The organism is Trichococcus flocculiformis, assembly GCF_900113645.1.
Classification (GTDB): Bacteria; Bacillota; Bacilli; order Lactobacillales; family Aerococcaceae; genus Trichococcus; species Trichococcus flocculiformis.
The window spans coordinates 1-14,928 of record NZ_FOQC01000061.1 but is presented as its reverse complement, the minus strand read 5'-3'; the positions used below and the strand labels follow the sequence as shown (position 1 = coordinate 14,928).

13 protein-coding genes and 2 pseudogenes are annotated in these 14,928 nt (G+C 41.6%); 7 read left to right on the top strand and 8 right to left on the bottom strand.

Annotation, left to right across the window (positions count from 1 at the left end; translation table 11 throughout):
* Positions 1 to 526 (bottom strand): annotated as a pseudogene (locus BMZ71_RS13115) (IS1634 family transposase); the annotation flags it as partial.
* A 771-nt stretch (positions 527 to 1,297) separates the two neighbouring features.
* On the opposite strand from BMZ71_RS13115, the gene BMZ71_RS13110 reads away from it, so the two are divergent.
* The 3 genes from BMZ71_RS13110 to BMZ71_RS13100 all read left to right on the top strand — a co-directional run bounded on the left by BMZ71_RS13110 (position 1,298) and on the right by BMZ71_RS13100 (position 4,919).
* The gene (locus BMZ71_RS13110; protein ID WP_177187630.1) at positions 1,298 to 2,587 is read left to right on the top strand and encodes an LTA synthase family protein; all 1,290 of its coding nucleotides are present in this window, start codon (positions 1,298 to 1,300) and stop codon (positions 2,585 to 2,587) included.
* Between the two features lie 266 nt (positions 2,588 to 2,853).
* Positions 2,854 to 3,918, top strand: a complete 1,065-nt coding sequence (locus BMZ71_RS13105; protein WP_086989196.1) for a glycosyltransferase family protein — start codon at positions 2,854 to 2,856, stop codon at positions 3,916 to 3,918.
* A 317-nt stretch (positions 3,919 to 4,235) separates the two neighbouring features.
* Positions 4,236 to 4,919, top strand: coding sequence for a nuclease-related domain-containing protein (locus BMZ71_RS13100; RefSeq protein WP_218142830.1), 684 nt, complete (start codon positions 4,236 to 4,238; stop codon positions 4,917 to 4,919).
* A 169-nt stretch (positions 4,920 to 5,088) separates the two neighbouring features.
* Here BMZ71_RS13100 and BMZ71_RS13095 read toward each other — a convergent pair whose 3' ends face one another.
* Genes BMZ71_RS13095 through BMZ71_RS13085 form a run of 3 tightly spaced genes read right to left on the bottom strand, consistent with a single transcriptional unit; the run spans position 5,089 to position 6,810 of the window.
* Positions 5,089 to 5,868 carry a hypothetical protein gene (locus BMZ71_RS13095; protein ID WP_086989198.1) on the bottom strand — a complete coding sequence of 260 codons (780 nt, stop codon included), beginning with the start codon at positions 5,866 to 5,868 and terminating at the stop codon, positions 5,089 to 5,091.
* The gene (locus BMZ71_RS13090) at positions 5,868 to 6,329 is read right to left on the bottom strand and encodes a hypothetical protein (RefSeq protein ID WP_086989199.1); all 462 of its coding nucleotides are present in this window, start codon (positions 6,327 to 6,329) and stop codon (positions 5,868 to 5,870) included. Before BMZ71_RS13090 ends, BMZ71_RS13095 begins: the two co-directional genes overlap by 1 nt.
* Complete coding sequence (locus BMZ71_RS13085) at positions 6,283 to 6,810, bottom strand: hypothetical protein (protein ID WP_086989200.1); 528 nt, start codon at positions 6,808 to 6,810, stop codon at positions 6,283 to 6,285. Before BMZ71_RS13085 ends, BMZ71_RS13090 begins: the two co-directional genes overlap by 47 nt.
* Before the next feature lie 711 nt (positions 6,811 to 7,521).
* Here BMZ71_RS13085 and BMZ71_RS13080 point away from each other — a divergent pair.
* From BMZ71_RS13080 to BMZ71_RS13070, 3 genes are read left to right on the top strand one after another with little or no spacing between them, the layout of a single operon-like run.
* Positions 7,522 to 7,902, top strand: a complete 381-nt coding sequence (locus BMZ71_RS13080; RefSeq protein WP_086989201.1) for a GntR family transcriptional regulator — start codon at positions 7,522 to 7,524, stop codon at positions 7,900 to 7,902.
* Positions 7,899 to 8,750: an ATP-binding cassette domain-containing protein gene (locus tag BMZ71_RS13075; protein WP_086989202.1), complete on the top strand. Its 852-nt coding sequence runs from the start codon at positions 7,899 to 7,901 to the stop codon at positions 8,748 to 8,750. Before BMZ71_RS13080 ends, BMZ71_RS13075 begins: the two co-directional genes overlap by 4 nt.
* Positions 8,747 to 9,409 (top strand): ABC-2 transporter permease, encoded by a 663-nt coding sequence (locus BMZ71_RS13070; RefSeq protein ID WP_086989203.1) that lies wholly within the window; start codon positions 8,747 to 8,749, stop codon positions 9,407 to 9,409. The genes BMZ71_RS13075 and BMZ71_RS13070 overlap by 4 nt, the downstream gene beginning before the upstream one ends.
* Before the next feature lie 360 nt (positions 9,410 to 9,769).
* Here BMZ71_RS13070 and BMZ71_RS13065 read toward each other — a convergent pair whose 3' ends face one another.
* The 4 genes from BMZ71_RS13065 to BMZ71_RS13050 are packed head-to-tail and all read right to left on the bottom strand — an operon-like array spanning position 9,770 to position 14,239.
* Positions 9,770 to 10,909 (bottom strand): PrsW family glutamic-type intramembrane protease, encoded by a 1,140-nt coding sequence (locus tag BMZ71_RS13065; RefSeq protein ID WP_086989204.1) that lies wholly within the window; start codon positions 10,907 to 10,909, stop codon positions 9,770 to 9,772.
* A gap of 21 nt (positions 10,910 to 10,930) precedes the next feature.
* A complete protein-coding gene (locus BMZ71_RS13060; protein WP_086989205.1) occupies positions 10,931 to 12,241 on the bottom strand; it encodes a serine hydrolase in 1,311 nt (436 codons plus the stop codon).
* A 43-nt stretch (positions 12,242 to 12,284) separates the two neighbouring features.
* Positions 12,285 to 13,652 (bottom strand): hypothetical protein, encoded by a 1,368-nt coding sequence (locus BMZ71_RS13055; protein WP_086989206.1) that lies wholly within the window; start codon positions 13,650 to 13,652, stop codon positions 12,285 to 12,287.
* A 47-nt stretch (positions 13,653 to 13,699) separates the two neighbouring features.
* Positions 13,700 to 14,239 carry a hypothetical protein gene (locus BMZ71_RS13050; RefSeq protein ID WP_086989207.1) on the bottom strand — a complete coding sequence of 180 codons (540 nt, stop codon included), beginning with the start codon at positions 14,237 to 14,239 and terminating at the stop codon, positions 13,700 to 13,702.
* Between the two features lie 483 nt (positions 14,240 to 14,722).
* On the opposite strand from BMZ71_RS13050, the pseudogene BMZ71_RS13045 reads away from it, so the two are divergent.
* Positions 14,723 to 14,928, top strand: a pseudogene (locus BMZ71_RS13045) (IS5/IS1182 family transposase); the annotation flags it as partial.

Genomic DNA, 14,928 nt, shown 5'->3' with positions numbered 1-14,928 from the left:
AATACTCCTTTTCCATCCGGCGGTTGCCTTGTTTCTGAAAGAAGGCCATCCGGCCTTCCTCATCGATTGCTTGGAATAGGTCGCTGCTTCGTTGTGAAGGAATATCCTGGCAATACGGGTGATGATGCAGTTTTTGCCAATGGGAAAAACGACTCAAGGCGTTATTCTCTTCGAGAATCAAGTAATAGGCGATCGACAGAATTTGCTTATAATGCTCCGGGAAGATGGCCTTTAGGTCCGCGTATACGCCTGTCTGTTTGCCAATTTGATCGAGCAGATAACCTGCCCCATAGAAGATTCTTCGGACTTGTGTCATTGGGATCGGCCCTGGCTTAACTTCCGATGATGCCGGGGCCGGTTTCTTTTTGTACGAACGTGTTGGGATGATTTCACCTGTAACCGGATCGACTTTTCCAATCAGTGTCCTCTTAGCGCGTGATTGTTGCTTTTCCTTATCCCAGTAGGGTTCATTCTGATAGGCATAGGTAATGCCCGTTTTCTTGTTTGTCTGAAAAATAACTGCCATATCAACACTCCTCGTTATACATTATATTATATAATGAATTATAAGTCTACAAAAAAACCGCTATATATCAAGCGTTACAGCGGTTTTTCGAGTGATTATCGTTACACAATTCGGGAATGCAGGATGCAATTTACTATTCATAAGAATACCCACCTATGGTATAATTACTTTTTGTAATTGAATGATTAAAGAAAGAGTGAAACATAGTTGGAAAAAAGAATACATTATAAAAAACGTAAGGGCAGAAAAAGAAGGTTTCTTCTGCAATTTGTAAGTCTAATTTTCACCGTAATTATTATTCAAATGTATTTGCAATATACTTTAGACACTACGCTTTCTGTAATCAATAATAGAGGCGTGATTCCTACTCGCGGTACGCTGATTTTGAGTACAGGTGTTCTGCTGCTTCTGGGCTCATGGTTGTGGGCTCTGTTGGGAGATGTCACGTTGACAAATTTGCTGCTAATCTTTGTTGGAGGCATAATGGGGGTTGTCAACCTCGAAAAAACGCGACAGCGCACCGAGCCGCTGTATCCAAGCGATTTGAAAATGATTACCGCAAGTAAATCTTTACTTGAGATGGTGTCTGGACAGACCGTGGCAACAGCGCTTGCTTTTGTTTTATTTTGCGGAGTCTTTTTTTATTTTGTGATCCATAGGAACATAAAAAAACAAACCCCTAAGTTGCCGAAAAAAAATCGCTTAGCCATCCTACTGATTACATCTTTAGGGTTGCTTTACATTGGGCAATTTCAACAACAAGGTAATTTGTTGAAAAGAGCCTATGAACAGAAAAGTGCTTGGATACATTGGAGCCAATTGGATAATTATTATGTGAATGGTTTTGTCGCAGGGTTTCTGTATAATCTGCCATCAGATCCGATGGAAGAGCCGATAGATTATTCGGCAAAAAAAATCACTGATCTTCATGAAAAATACCAAGCCATTGCAGATGAAATCAATGAGGATAGGGACAAAACAGAACCGGATGTAAATGTCATTTTTGTGATGAATGAAAGTTTTTCGGACCCTACTGAATTAGAGGGGATTAACCTGAAAGTTGATCCGATTCCTTTTATCAGAGCTTTGGCGGACAACTCCTATAATGGGGAGATACTTTCGCCAGGTTATGGCGGCGGGACAGCCAATATAGAATTTGAAGCTTTGACCGGTTTTTCGATGGAGCCTTTTTCTGCGAATATTACCTCCACATACACGCAGTTTCTGTCTACAATTGAACGCTTTCCGTCAGTCGTTTCGCGTTTGAAGGATGCTGGTTATGCTACGACGGCTATTCATCCCTTCAACACGACGATGTACAAGCGGAAGGAAAATTATAATGTTCTTGGCTTCGATGCGTTCATTTACGACACCACAATGAGTTTTACGGAAAGGATCGACACGAATCCTTATATCTCCGACAAAGCAGCTTACGAACAAGCCTTCCAAAAGCTGAACGAGACGCCAGAGAAAGATTTTATCCATCTCGTTACGATGCAGAATCATGCTCCGTATACGGATAAGTATACGGATATCCCTACGTATGAAGAGTCCGGCATAAAAGATCCCGATGCCCGTAATTACCTTCAGGATCTTATCTATTCGGACCAAGCACTGGAATTATTTGCATCACAATTGGCCGAACTGGATGAACCGACCGTTGTCGTATTCTGGGGCGATCATTTATCGAGTGTCTTCGGTGGAAAGGTCTATGAGGCCAACACAGTTCCAGATATGCATAAAACACCTTTGCGCATCTTCAGCAACTATGAGAGTAATTATAAAGACTTGGGTACCATAAGCCCAATCTATTTCTACACGGAAGTGCTGGAAATGACCCAGACCAGATTGTCCCCTTTCGATGCGTTGCTGGAAACACTTCAGTCAGAAGTCCCAGCATTTGAAAAATCCATGTATTTGAATGCAGAAACAGGGGTGTATGTATCATCCAGAGAAGACCTGTCTGAAGAAGCGCGTGAAATTTTGTTGGACTATGATCAAATCCAATATGATGTATTGACCGGGAACCGCTACAGTCTGGAAAATGATTTTTTCAAATAATGTTGGTACCTGAAAGCCACTAGAAGATGGATGCTCTTCTGGTGGCTTTTTCTAGTATAATGGATACGAAAGAATATCCGAGAGTGTCAGCTCCGACGAGCGCTCCGCTCGCCGGAGAAAAAAACAATGCCGGATTGCTCAACTCCTGGGAACAAATGTTAGCCGGAGGAGAGCTATCTTGATGTAGCTGGACTCCAGCGAAGGTCTTCCTCATCGGAGCAGCACGACCATCCAATAAAAGAACATAAACAAAAAGGAGGTATACCATGCACAACCAATGGCTTGCATTTTACGTATCATCCCATGGTTTCGGGCACATGACCCGTTGCCTGGCAACCATCGAGGAATTTTTGGAGACGACCGATCATCTGATTTATCTCGCGAGCGGCACCTATCAAAACAGCTTCGCCCGGTTTTATCTGAAGCGTTTCGGCGACCGAATCGTCTTCAAGGACCTCTGCACCGAAGTCGGCCTGGTCAACAAGCAGAACAGCCTGCAGGTCGACATACCGCAGCTCAAGCAGGAGCTGAACGACTTCATGGCCGGCTGGGACATGGCTGTAGCCGAGGAAGTCGCATTTTTGAGCGATTTGCCCGTCGCCTGCGTCATCAGTGACATCAGCGTCATCGGCATTCAAGTGGGAGAACGATTAGGTGTGCGCAACATCGGCATCGCCAACTTCACTTGGTGCGAACAGTACGAGCACCTCGGACTTTCCGAAACCCTTATCGCCCGCTTCAGGGAAGTCTACGCCAAACTCGACCTCCTGATCGAGTACGACCTGATGCTACCGACCCACGATCTGGATGTCCCAAGAAAACAAGTCGGTTTCATCTGCCGCCGCTTTGATTCCGACCGCATCGCCGCCATCAAAAAACAATACGGCCCAAGCATCTTCATAACCTGCGGCAAATCCGCAAACTTGGACACCATCCAGGTCGACAACTACGAAGGCACCATTTTCGCCACCAGCGGTATCAACATCACCGCTACCGCCAATGCCACCGTCGTCCATCTCCCTGTCGAAACCTTTGACACCCATAACTACCTCGCCGCTAGCGACACCATCATCGCCAAAGCCGGCTGGGGCACCATATCAGAGGCACTGCTTTCCAAAAGGAACCTCGTGCTGATCGAAAGGGAAGGCGTCCTGGAAGATACCGAAAACATAGAAGAACTGAAGCGGCGGGGCGTTGCAGTTTCGATCAAGGAATCCAATCTAGCACGCATCGATATGCAAGCGATTAATGAGTTGATCGCTGAAAACATCGTTAGAGAGAATCTGGATGCATACCATAATGCGATGGGGGATATCATCCGCGAGTTATAACGCCTAAGGTGTGCCCACCTCCGACGGGGCTGCTCTGACCGGAGAAGAACATACATCCAGTTACACCAACTCCGACGAGAAACCCTTCGTCGGAGTTGGCAACATTTATACTATCTCACCTTCGACAAGCATATTCCTCATCGGAGGTGAGAATCAGTCAAGGCAATCCCATCAGAGAATCCTATTTCCTTCTACCAGCCAGGCCGGGCTGGGCATAGAACAGTCGAATTAGCACAGATCAATATGACCGAATAGATGTTCTATCATATATGCATTATGCAAAAGCAGTTCATTCTTCTGTAAAGGAGCCGAACCCTATGGAATTTCTGTTAGTATTTTTACTCTTGGCCTTGTTGGTCAGAATTCCACCTAACCAAGATCGCTTCAAAACCTCAGGCTATAAAGAGGCGAGCGGACACAGTTTATTTGAAACGCTGCTGGATCCTGGATGCAATGGGGAATTTTTGATTTATTCCTGTTTGGAACGTTTCGGCGAGGAGCACAAATTGTTGACGAATGTCTATGTGCCCAAGGAAGACGGCACCACCACCGAAATCGACCTGATCATGATCACGGCAACTGGCATCTATGTGTTCGAATCGAAGAATTATAGCGGCTGGATTTTTGGGGACGAGAATACAAAATTCTGGACTCAATCACTCAAAGGCGGGAAAAAGTTTCGATTTTATAACCCCATTTGGCAAAACAAGAAGCACATCAGCGCATTACAGAAGCACCTGAGACTGGGCAATGATGTTTTCCGCTCTTACATCGTCTTCAGTGAACGATGTGAATTGAAGAAAATGTTTGTCCATTCCCCGGAAGTGAAGGTCATGAATCGGAATGTGCTGTTTAGAGAGGTCGCGGATGATATGATATACTTTCCGGAAGTACTCAGCATTTGGGAAATCAACCAAATTCACAGCGATCTGAGCAAATACGCCCTCGCGGATGCCGCGACGAAACAAGCGCATATCGATGCAATGAGGTGGCGGAATTGAATAATGAAATACAAATCCCCCGATGAGGCGAATATCATCAGGGGATTTGTATTTTAAGAGAAGAATGGATTCTCTATATTGAAGACAATTAATACTTTATAAAAAAATATTTCAGAGAAATACAGAAGAAGCTTGCAGAATTCTAAAGTTGAATAATCTAAGATAAATGTCAAAATGTTTCTTTGAATATTTCATTAAGATTCTCTCTTGTTAGAATAGAAATATTACCAATTGTAAGTGACGGTAAATCTTGGGCAGGGGCTAGAGTGACATATGCGAATGTACTGTGGGCGACATTAGATTTTTTCATGATAAAATCATAAAAAGCACTCATATAATTCTGCTTTCGTTTTGAACGTAATACGGTTTTTCTTTTTTTTGTGTTTTTTTTCTCTTTTAAGAGTCTTTCGTCGGTGTTCAAATCAACGTTAAAAGCCTTCATAGTTGTTTTACATTCGAACATTTCAAAAGTTTTATCTTTGTGATTGACATGAACAATATCACATAAACTGTTTGCATAATCAGCTTTATCAAAACACTTCCGTCTTTTATAATAAATAACGGGCTCACTAAATACTTTAGAGAACCTTCCAGGTAGAGCTCTCCACCTTAATACGATTAATTCTATGTATTTTACTCTAATATCATTAAATTCGTTATAAGTTATCGAGTATAATTCGAGCAATTTATTTATTAGAGTCGCCGCTACATCTTTATTAATTGGAAAATCGAGTTCAATAATTTTTTTTTCCAATTCTAAACTATCTTTAGCATCTTTAATAGGCTGTCGATTATCGACATTCAAATAGAAAAAGTGATTTGCAAGTTCAAAGCAACCTCTATCTTTATTAATTATATTTTGTAAAGAATTTAAGAAATTGTTTTCATGAACTCCTGCGCTTTGTTTATATTTAGAATAAAATCTAAAATTCCGAATATCTGCGAGCATTAACTTTTTCTCCAAAAATGATAAGGGATTGGTGGAAGTGGAAATTCAGCCTTAGAAAACAAGTTAGTTATAGATTCTCTGAAAAACGGCTCGAGAATAATAAATAACTCATCACTAAATTTATCCTCAATATTTATTGGCGTATCTTCTGTAATATAGCTATTAATCGAATCACGTGCTTCAAATGTTACTTTAAAATTCAAGTAAAGGTAACTGTTTTCTTTATCTAAATTAACTGGTAGTGATGATAAAATTACTTCATGCTTGTTGTCGTCATCCCCCAAAAGCATGACAAACAAAACATTTGTTTGATAAACGCCTTCTTCATTCATTTTTAAACCATTTATAGAGTATCCTAATCCAATGGTTAGCTCACCATCTTTATTTGGTGAGGGTATTTTTCTTAAATCAAACTTATTTTCGATAAGTGATACTGATAGTACTTTGGTTATTAACTGCACGTATTGTTTCCTCCTTTTTGTAATCCATATGAGGTAAATGTAGCTCTACATTTCCAGACATTATGATTACATCATTACCTTGAAAGCTGGTCTCATAAGATTTTTGAATTTCTCCTAATTTGTTATTCATACTGCTATAGGTTGAGTTTAAAATATTGATTGATACTTCTAGTGATTTACGATCAGCTCCCTTTATTTCCAGCTCTAATCTTCTAGTGAATAATTCTACAAATTTAGATATTTCAGAACTCTTTTTCTGAACAAGATCGCTTTTTCTTAAAATTCTATCAATATAATTTACAGTGTTTTCCTTTTTATTTTCTAGAACAACCGTAAGATAGTTATTTAATTCGCTATCCGACTTGCTTTTATTGGATAATATTTCTACAAGTAATTGTTCTTTTCTTTTAAAGTCCAACAAATTTTTGTGCGCATCATTAGTATACATAGTCCTATAAAAGTAAGTTGAATGATTGTGCATTCTCTCACTCCTCTCCCAAAATATATTGAAAACATGTCCTCATTAGGCTTTCGGAATGTGAATTAAGTTATAAAATTGCATGATGGTGTGTAAATAAACTGATTTCTCATTCCAGCATAGTACCATCATTATAACAGATTGAATAGGGTTTTACACTTGCTTTTACTTAATTACCGTACATGATATTTAGTATTTTTCCCAAAAATAAATTCTTTTTGTAACTTTTCAGTACTCACCGATTGAGGAATTCAAGGTGTTTAGTTAAAACATGTTTATTTAGTCAAATTTTGGTCGTACGCATCCCTTGTCAAGAGTTCCAATTAAATATTTGAGCCACTTTCCAACAGATTTGTTGATTATGAAGATTTGATGAAACCAATTCTGATGGATTTTTTAAGAGCTGTGTATGATCAATTGGCTGGCTTTTGTTCGAAGGAGTTATACTTGAAAAATGCAAAAGAATTTTTGTCAGAGGACGTTCATTTTGCGAATATCGAACTCCTGTGCCGCAGTGGTCGGAGGTAATCGTTTTTATGGATCTTCTCCTCCGGCAGACACCCCCTTAGCAGGAGCTGGCACGGCGTTACCGAAGCCCTTAACCAAGATACCCAGTCCGTCTCAAATCGAGGCGGGTTTTTTTATTTTCCGACTTTACATCTGTTAACTACTGTTATACACTGTTTGTTGAAAGGGAGGGGGAGTCGTTTCGGGATGAAAATCATTATTCAGCACAATTCGATGGTACCGATCTATGAGCAACTGGTGAATCAGATCAAGTCGTTGATATTGGAAGAAAGTTTGCGGGAGAACGAGCCTCTGCCTTCGGTGAGGGTGCTGGCGAAGGAGATCAAGGCCAGCGCGCTCACCGTCAAAAAGGCCTACGATCTGCTGGAGCAGGAGGGGTTCATCGCGACCGTCCACGGCAAAGGCAGCTTTGTGCTGGCCGTGAACAGGCACGCGAAAAGGGAAAATCTGCTGTACAGTACGCAGGAAGAGTTGGAACAAGTAATCAAAAAAGCGCGGCAGGCCGGCATCTCGAAAGCGGAGCTGGTGGAACTGATCGCGATGATTCTGGAGGAGGAATTGGGATGATTGTAATGGAAAACGCCGTCGTGACGTATCCGAGTTTCGAGTTGAATTGTTCGTTGCAGGTGAACGAGGGCACGATCACCGGGATCGTCGGGGAAAACGGCGCTGGCAAAACGACGCTTTTTAAAGCGCTGTTGGGCCTGGTTCCGATCGCATCGGGCGGCGCCAAAATCAATGGGCAGGACATCGCGGAGTTGTCGCTGGCGGACCGCGAAAGCATTGGCACCGTGTTGGCGGAATCCTTTTTTAACGATATCTATACGATAAAGGACGTCAACCGGCTGTTGAAAAGTTTTTACCGAAAATTCGATGAAAGCTATTTCCTGCGCAAATGTGCTGATTTCCACCTCCCCAAAGATCAGAAACTGAAGGAATTCTCGACCGGGATGAAGGCCAAGCTGAAGACGCTGACGGCGCTGTCGCACGGGGCGCAGCTGCTGATTTTGGACGAACCCACCAGCGGACTCGATGTCAGCGTGCGTTATGAAATTTTGGACATGCTGCAGGACTACCTCGTCGCCCACCCGCAGTGCAGCATCCTAATCAGCTCGCACATCTCGAGCGACCTAGAGAAACTCTGCGACGACATCTATTACCTGAAGGCCGGCCAAGTCCTCCTGCACGAGGAGACCGACCGCCTGCTCGATGCTTACGGCGTCCTGAAGGTGGATGAAGAAGGTCTGGGGCAGCTCGATCGCGACTTCCTTCTGTATCGGAAGCGTACCAACTACGGCTACGACTTGCTGACGGACCAGCGGCTGTTCTACATGGAGAATTACCCGAAAGTGATCGTCGAAAAACCGACGATCGACCAAATAATGCTGATGATAATGGATGGTGACCGACTATGAGAGGCCTCTGGGTAAAAGACTTGTTGCTGTTGCAGAAGCAGCTGAAAACATTGCTGATGTTCATGCTGATTGCGGCGTTCAACGCCTACACGATCAAATCCGTTCCGGTGGTATTTATAATGATGGCGTTCTTTTTCGTCACGACGACCTCTTCGACGATTTTCTATGACCAGGAAAACCACGGCTTCCTCTATCTGTTCACCTTGCCGACGCGGAAGAAGGATTACGTGATCCAAAAACAACTGTTGATATTGGCGTCTTCGCTGGTTGCCGTGGTGCTGTCCATCGTCTTGATCTTCCTGATGATGCAATTCGATCCCGAGTTGCGGGCGAGCGCGCAAGAATTGCTGTACACCGCATTGGTCGGATTCTTTCTCGGTTGCCTCTACGGTGCCATCATCACCCCTTTATATCTGAGATACGGAACCGAAAAAGCCCGCATGCTGCTGCTCGCGATCATGGGCGTATTCGCCCTGGTCGGGATCCTGATCCAGAAGACGGGCGTACTCGAGGGAATGATGGATTCCAGCTTTATTGCTAGCGCGGAAGCCTTCAATTCGCTGCAAATAACAGGCTTGGTCCTCGCGCTGACTGGCGCGGTGATGGTGCTTTCCACACTTGTGAGCCAACGGTTTATTGATAAGTCTGTTGCGTTTTAAAATACATGTGTAAACCCCAGCGAGGCTCGCTGGGGTTTTGCTGTCCTCCGACGAGGCGGGTGCTCGCCGGAGGACAGGCTCCCAATCATTACTCACCTCCGGTGAGCGAATGTTGGTAGGAAGAGGCCGCATTGCGGGAGACTGTACTCCGGCGAAGCCGCAGTGGTCGGAGGTGATGATTTTTTGGAATCTCATACTCCGGCAGAAGGTTTCCTGCCCGGAGGAACCATCCAACTTTGATGAGCACACCGTATACCAGAGAATTACCATCAATGAAGAAAACAAAAAGCACTTCCCAATATGCTAAGCGAATCGGGAAGTGCTTTTTGTTTATGCGTATTTCAGGTGGTTTGTCACGAACTAAACATTTAGCTTAGTAGTCTTAATGGTTGTGATTTCCCTTAATCCAGCGTTCATTAACGTCAGAATTTCTAGCCATGCAAGCGTAATTAGAATCGCTAGTTTAATATACACATTAGATACGAAGGGTACTTCCATATCCCATACTGCGTGTAAAGCGATACTAGAACCAAAGAAAAATAAGAATCGCTGATTTGCCAAATGACTGAACGTAAAATCACCACCCGATTTGACCATAACCAGTGCCCCACCAACAATAGCGGTCCAAGCCAAATGAGAGCCAATAGAAGAAATACCCCTTAAAAAAGTGACGGCTAGGAATTCCCCGTACATCATATTTTCAAGAATATAACCTGAAGTCTCAAAAGCAGCAAAGCCAGCTCCAATTGCAGCGCCAATCAATAATCCATTCAAAATGTACTTTGTATTGTATTTTTTTACAAAGTAGATCAAAAGCAGTAACTTACCGGCTTCTTCTACTAGACCAATGAGGATTGCATCGGAGGTTGTTAGCACTCCGTAGTAGTAAGAATCCAAACTTAATGGGAACATTTCATAGAGTAGTAAAGTAATAACAATCGAAAATACGCCACCAATAAAGAAAATTTTTATCGTTTCGTAGATACTGATATTTTGGTACATATTGGATTCAAAAAAGAATATGAGAGTAGAAAACGGAACTGCAAATGCTCCAAAAAAGATTAATCCCGGTATCGCGTACCCACTTTCAAGATCTACCACGGCATAATAGAGACCAGCGAATCCGATAGCAAACATCATGAATATTCTTGAAAAGAGCCACGGTTTAGCCCAGCTATCTGAGACATCCTCCAATTTTGGGGTCGTTGCCCGGGTTCCTATACTAAATATTTCTTCAGCTTCTTCATTCGAATGGGGCTTACTGACTTCTGAAAAGAGATCTTTAAATTGGATATCAACACTGCCGGTTTCGCCCGTGTATTTGTTTATTTTTTCAGTAGCAGTCTGAAAAACAGATTTGGATATGGAAGAGTAGGCAACTTCAGGCTGATGGATATTTTCAGTATTTCCTTGAGTAGGCAAGACTAGGGCATTGCCACAACTTCCACAAAATTTAGCGTGCTCACTCAACTGATTTCCGCAATGATGGCAAAATTTCATTTTATATTCATCTCCTATTTACTAATTCAAAATATTTTCATACAGGTTGAGTCCCAACGACTTCATGGCATCAATTTGTTCAACAGCAGAGCCATCTTGTGTCATTACAGAAACTACAAACGCACCGTTCTCATTTGCGATGATTGCGACATCATTTTCAACACCATAGGTACTGTATGTACCTGTTTTGTTGAACACAGTCGCTCCATATGGTAAATGATAAGGTAATTTTGAATGGTCTGTGTTGTGGGATAGAATGCTGAGCATTTCATTATCATATTCTTCAGAAATCAAAGTGTTCATGTATAACTTTTTCATGATGACGCCTAGGTCTTTGGCAGATGTGTAGTTGTCAATGCCGGATTCCAAGGCGTTTGTATCCATCATTTTACGGTTCAAAGCAGTATTATAACATCCCATTTTACTGATCATTTGATTGATCGATTCAAATCCACCCAACTCATCGATCATGATATTCGCAGCAGTGTTGTCACTCTCAACGATCATCAGTCGGATAAGTTCCCTGATGGTTAATTCTGAACCGCCAGGCATATCTTGAATAATTCCTGTTCCGCCTACCTTTTCATCTTCGTAAAGTCTGTGTATGCTGTCTAAGTCGAGTTCGTTCGCGTTCGCTTTAGAATAGGTTGTTAACATGATGAAAAGTTTAATTGTACTGGCAGCTCGTTGAGGTTGTTCGTTGACTACAACTTCATTTTCATTACCGATTCGCGATACATAAGCAGAAAAAGTTCCCATTATTGGTGAATATGCATTTTCTATTATGGATCTTACCTGGTTGGAATCGAAAGCAGTGATAACATCCTCATTTTTTACTTCTTCCTCTGAATCAGCCTGTTCGGAAGAAGATTCTGATTCAGAAGTACTGGTTGCTGTACTTGAAGATTCATCTGAATCTGCGATCGAACTGATGGAAGAAGATTCTGTTGCTGCTGTATTGAAAGCATCTGCTGAATTCCTATTAAAGAAATATACCGCCCCCGCAATGATCATCACCAATGCAATGAAATATAACCAAGTATTTTTTTTTCTGTTCAAAACAGGTACGCCAATTTTCTGGCTATCAGGGGTGTGTTCTTCTCTTAAAGTTGAACGCAGTGTACTTTCCGAAATGGGTTGTTTCGGTTGAACTATGGGTTCTGCTTTGATAGAAGTTTCTGTCTTACTATAAAAGGGTTCCTCTATGATAGCAGGTTCTGTCTTACTATCAATTGGTGGTTCGGGATGTAATTCATCGATTTTCATACCGCAGTTTTCACAGAACTTTGAATCCGGTTTCAATGGACTGCCACATTCTTCACAAAATTTCAATTTGTAGTCCTCCTTATGAGTCTTTTTAATCTGATTTTGTTGTTTAATTCATTGTGATGGTGTATTCACTACTGAATGACTGCCACGATGTCTCAACTTCATCAAATACCGTGTCAAACTCGTTATTCAATAAAATTGAAACATATTTTTCTCGTAAAGTGGGCTTTTTATACATTACCCAATTCAACTGGGAAATGAAATATTTAGAAAAAACGATCCATTGGGTGTAGTTGATTGCCATTGGATTTTTTGTGAAATAAACTTTTCCAGTGTTGCATCCTGTTGCTATTGAGTGAGCTACAAAAAGCATGGTAGCCAATTTAGGATTTTTTTCCCTATTGGTTGAGAAGGGAATGGATTCCCGAATCGTGTTGCCTTCATTGACGCGCTTAATGCAATACGATGATCGGACAATGACTTCAATCAGCATGGCCGAGGTCGACGTGGAACAAAAATGTATGAAATCATAACCTTCGTAGTACATACCTTGAACAATTTCTGCAATCGTCTGATGTTCATCCCCAATATTTCCGAATTGAAAAAGATTAAATACCGCCATCATGGGCGCCGGTAATCCCATTGATGTCGTTATGTCGGATTTGAAATGAATGAGTTGCTTCAATAAAGCTGCAAAGAGATCGCTTTCTTTTCGATCGGAATAACTTTCAATAACCTGGCTCACAATTTTACCGGATTTATCGATAGTCGTCATTTTACCGGTCATTATGTCAAAAACACCAACTATAAAGCCAAGGATAGGATCATGTCCAAGCGAAAGGAGCCGGTGGTAATATGCGGACATTCCCTCCACATATTCCACCGTGTTTCTGTTGTCTTGCGCATCATAAGGAACTTTGCTTAGTTTTGAGTTGGCTAACTTGTTCATTTCCTCCTCAGGAAATTTTTTATCGAAACTATTTCTTATGTAGTCGGATAATGGTCCCGACTTAAGGCCGTCTTTTGTTTTGTGAGGAATACCAACAAGGAGGATATCGACTGTTGCCGCTATGATACCCGCAAGGGCACAGATGGAATAATCTATTGCATCTAATTTATGCAACTCATTAAAATCCAAATATAGTTTTTCAATATAGTCTTCATTGGCTTTAAGTTCTTCTTCTGTAAATAGCGATTGTAGGTCAAAGGTGCCAATCCCGTCCTGCTCCGCATCAAGCAGAATATCTTCCCAGGCCGGCAGAGGGATAGTTGGTTTTTCTTCCGGAATTACTTCCTTAATGGGTATATTTATTTGATACCCTAGTGATTTTAATAAGGCTTCACTATCGTTGATGTTATCGCAGGTTGTTTCAATCGATTCACTTAGAGATGGCATATTTATCAATAAATCGTTTTGATGTTTTAAGACCCTATTAAATTCTGCTTCCGAATCTGAATATTGATATTGTTTCATATGGGTCATCCTATCGCTGATTTATACGGCTAGTGTGAAATGATCTATTAAATAGTCAAATCTGCCTTCAGATCCTTAATGGCTTGCTGTAGCAAGATGTTCAAGCTATTCAGGTAATCAGAGCGTTCTTTACTTGTATGAATTTCATTGTTTTTAGTTTTGATGATAGCTTCATGTTTTCTTAAAGCTTCTTTGTATAAACGTTCTTTTTCATTTTTCAGTTTATTTCTCTTGTGATTACTTGAAAGTGCTACTCCTCCGGCTGCCAAAACCGCTATTGGCGCAGCCAGTACGAATACGCCGGCAACCATTCCACCACCGACCAGGGACCCCGCCACTGCTAAACCGCTGGTAATTCCTGCCGCACTCAGCGACATCGCAGCTGCACCATTGCCTAATGCATATAAAGCAGCAAAGGATCCCACACCTCCGATAGTAGCCCCTGCTGCCCCAGCCAATGCATCAGAAATTGGACTATCTATGATAGTTCGTTTACTGTCATTCAAAGCTTCTGAAGCCTCATTAATGACATTTGCTACTGACTGCAGTGATTCAACATTCTTAAAATTCAAATCTTTTTTAGCCATACCTTTACGCCTCCAAATATCGAATTGTGTTCCTGGAAAAGCATTTTTTGTGGCAATAAAATAAAAAATATTATAATTCCATTATAAGCTTTATGGTGAAGGAAATCTAACTTTTATTAGAAATATTTAGCTAATAAATTGTGGCTAAAACTATATTGTAAAATTCTGTGATTGGAATGAACACCTCGTTTAAAAGAAATGTAGTGTAAATGAAGAAAGGGAAAATCCTTGCGATAAGAGGAATGAATGTAGGCATGGAAAATTCTGATTTATCATTCGGTGAAGATTGCGTAGTCAAATTTGAAAATAGTTTGAGGTTGGATGTTTTTAATCATAGTTTAATTTATGTCTACTGAATAATTAACAAACCTTAGCGCAACAGCGTTTTTAGCTGTTTTTTGGTATAATAGATGCATGGATTCCAGAGGGAAATACCAAAAACCCGTGCACTTTTTTCAAAAATGATACAAAGAGGCGATGAAAATGTACAAAAAACAGACGAATCGGCAATTAACCATTTATGACTTCGATCAGCCATTGGGCCTTACGATGAACCCAGAAAACCGTTGGGTCAAAAAAGCAGATTCGATTCCCTGGTCAGTCATTGAAGATAAGTACGCTGCTCTGTTCAGCAGTGACAGAGGCAACATCGCCAAACCGGTAAGGATGGCACTAGGTGCCTTGATTAT

Bases quoted from the DNA above. Each gene is read 5' to 3' on its own strand.
- BMZ71_RS13105 (WP_086989196.1), top strand. From the start codon at position 2,854: ATGCACAACCAATGGCTTGCATTTTACGTATCATCCCATGGTTTCGGG.
- BMZ71_RS13100 (WP_218142830.1), top strand. From the start codon at position 4,236: ATGGAATTTCTGTTAGTATTTTTACTCTTGGCCTTGTTGGTCAGAATT.
- BMZ71_RS13095 (WP_086989198.1), bottom strand. From the start codon at position 5,868: ATGCTCGCAGATATTCGGAATTTTAGATTTTATTCTAAATATAAACAA.
- BMZ71_RS13085 (WP_086989200.1), bottom strand. From the start codon at position 6,810: ATGCACAATCATTCAACTTACTTTTATAGGACTATGTATACTAATGAT.
- BMZ71_RS13080 (WP_086989201.1), top strand. From the start codon at position 7,522: ATGAAAATCATTATTCAGCACAATTCGATGGTACCGATCTATGAGCAA.
- BMZ71_RS13075 (WP_086989202.1), top strand. From the start codon at position 7,899: ATGATTGTAATGGAAAACGCCGTCGTGACGTATCCGAGTTTCGAGTTG.
- BMZ71_RS13070 (WP_086989203.1), top strand. From the start codon at position 8,747: ATGAGAGGCCTCTGGGTAAAAGACTTGTTGCTGTTGCAGAAGCAGCTG.
- BMZ71_RS13065 (WP_086989204.1), bottom strand. From the start codon at position 10,909: ATGAAATTTTGCCATCATTGCGGAAATCAGTTGAGTGAGCACGCTAAA.
- BMZ71_RS13055 (WP_086989206.1), bottom strand. From the start codon at position 13,652: ATGAAACAATATCAATATTCAGATTCGGAAGCAGAATTTAATAGGGTC.
- BMZ71_RS13050 (WP_086989207.1), bottom strand. From the start codon at position 14,239: ATGGCTAAAAAAGATTTGAATTTTAAGAATGTTGAATCACTGCAGTCA.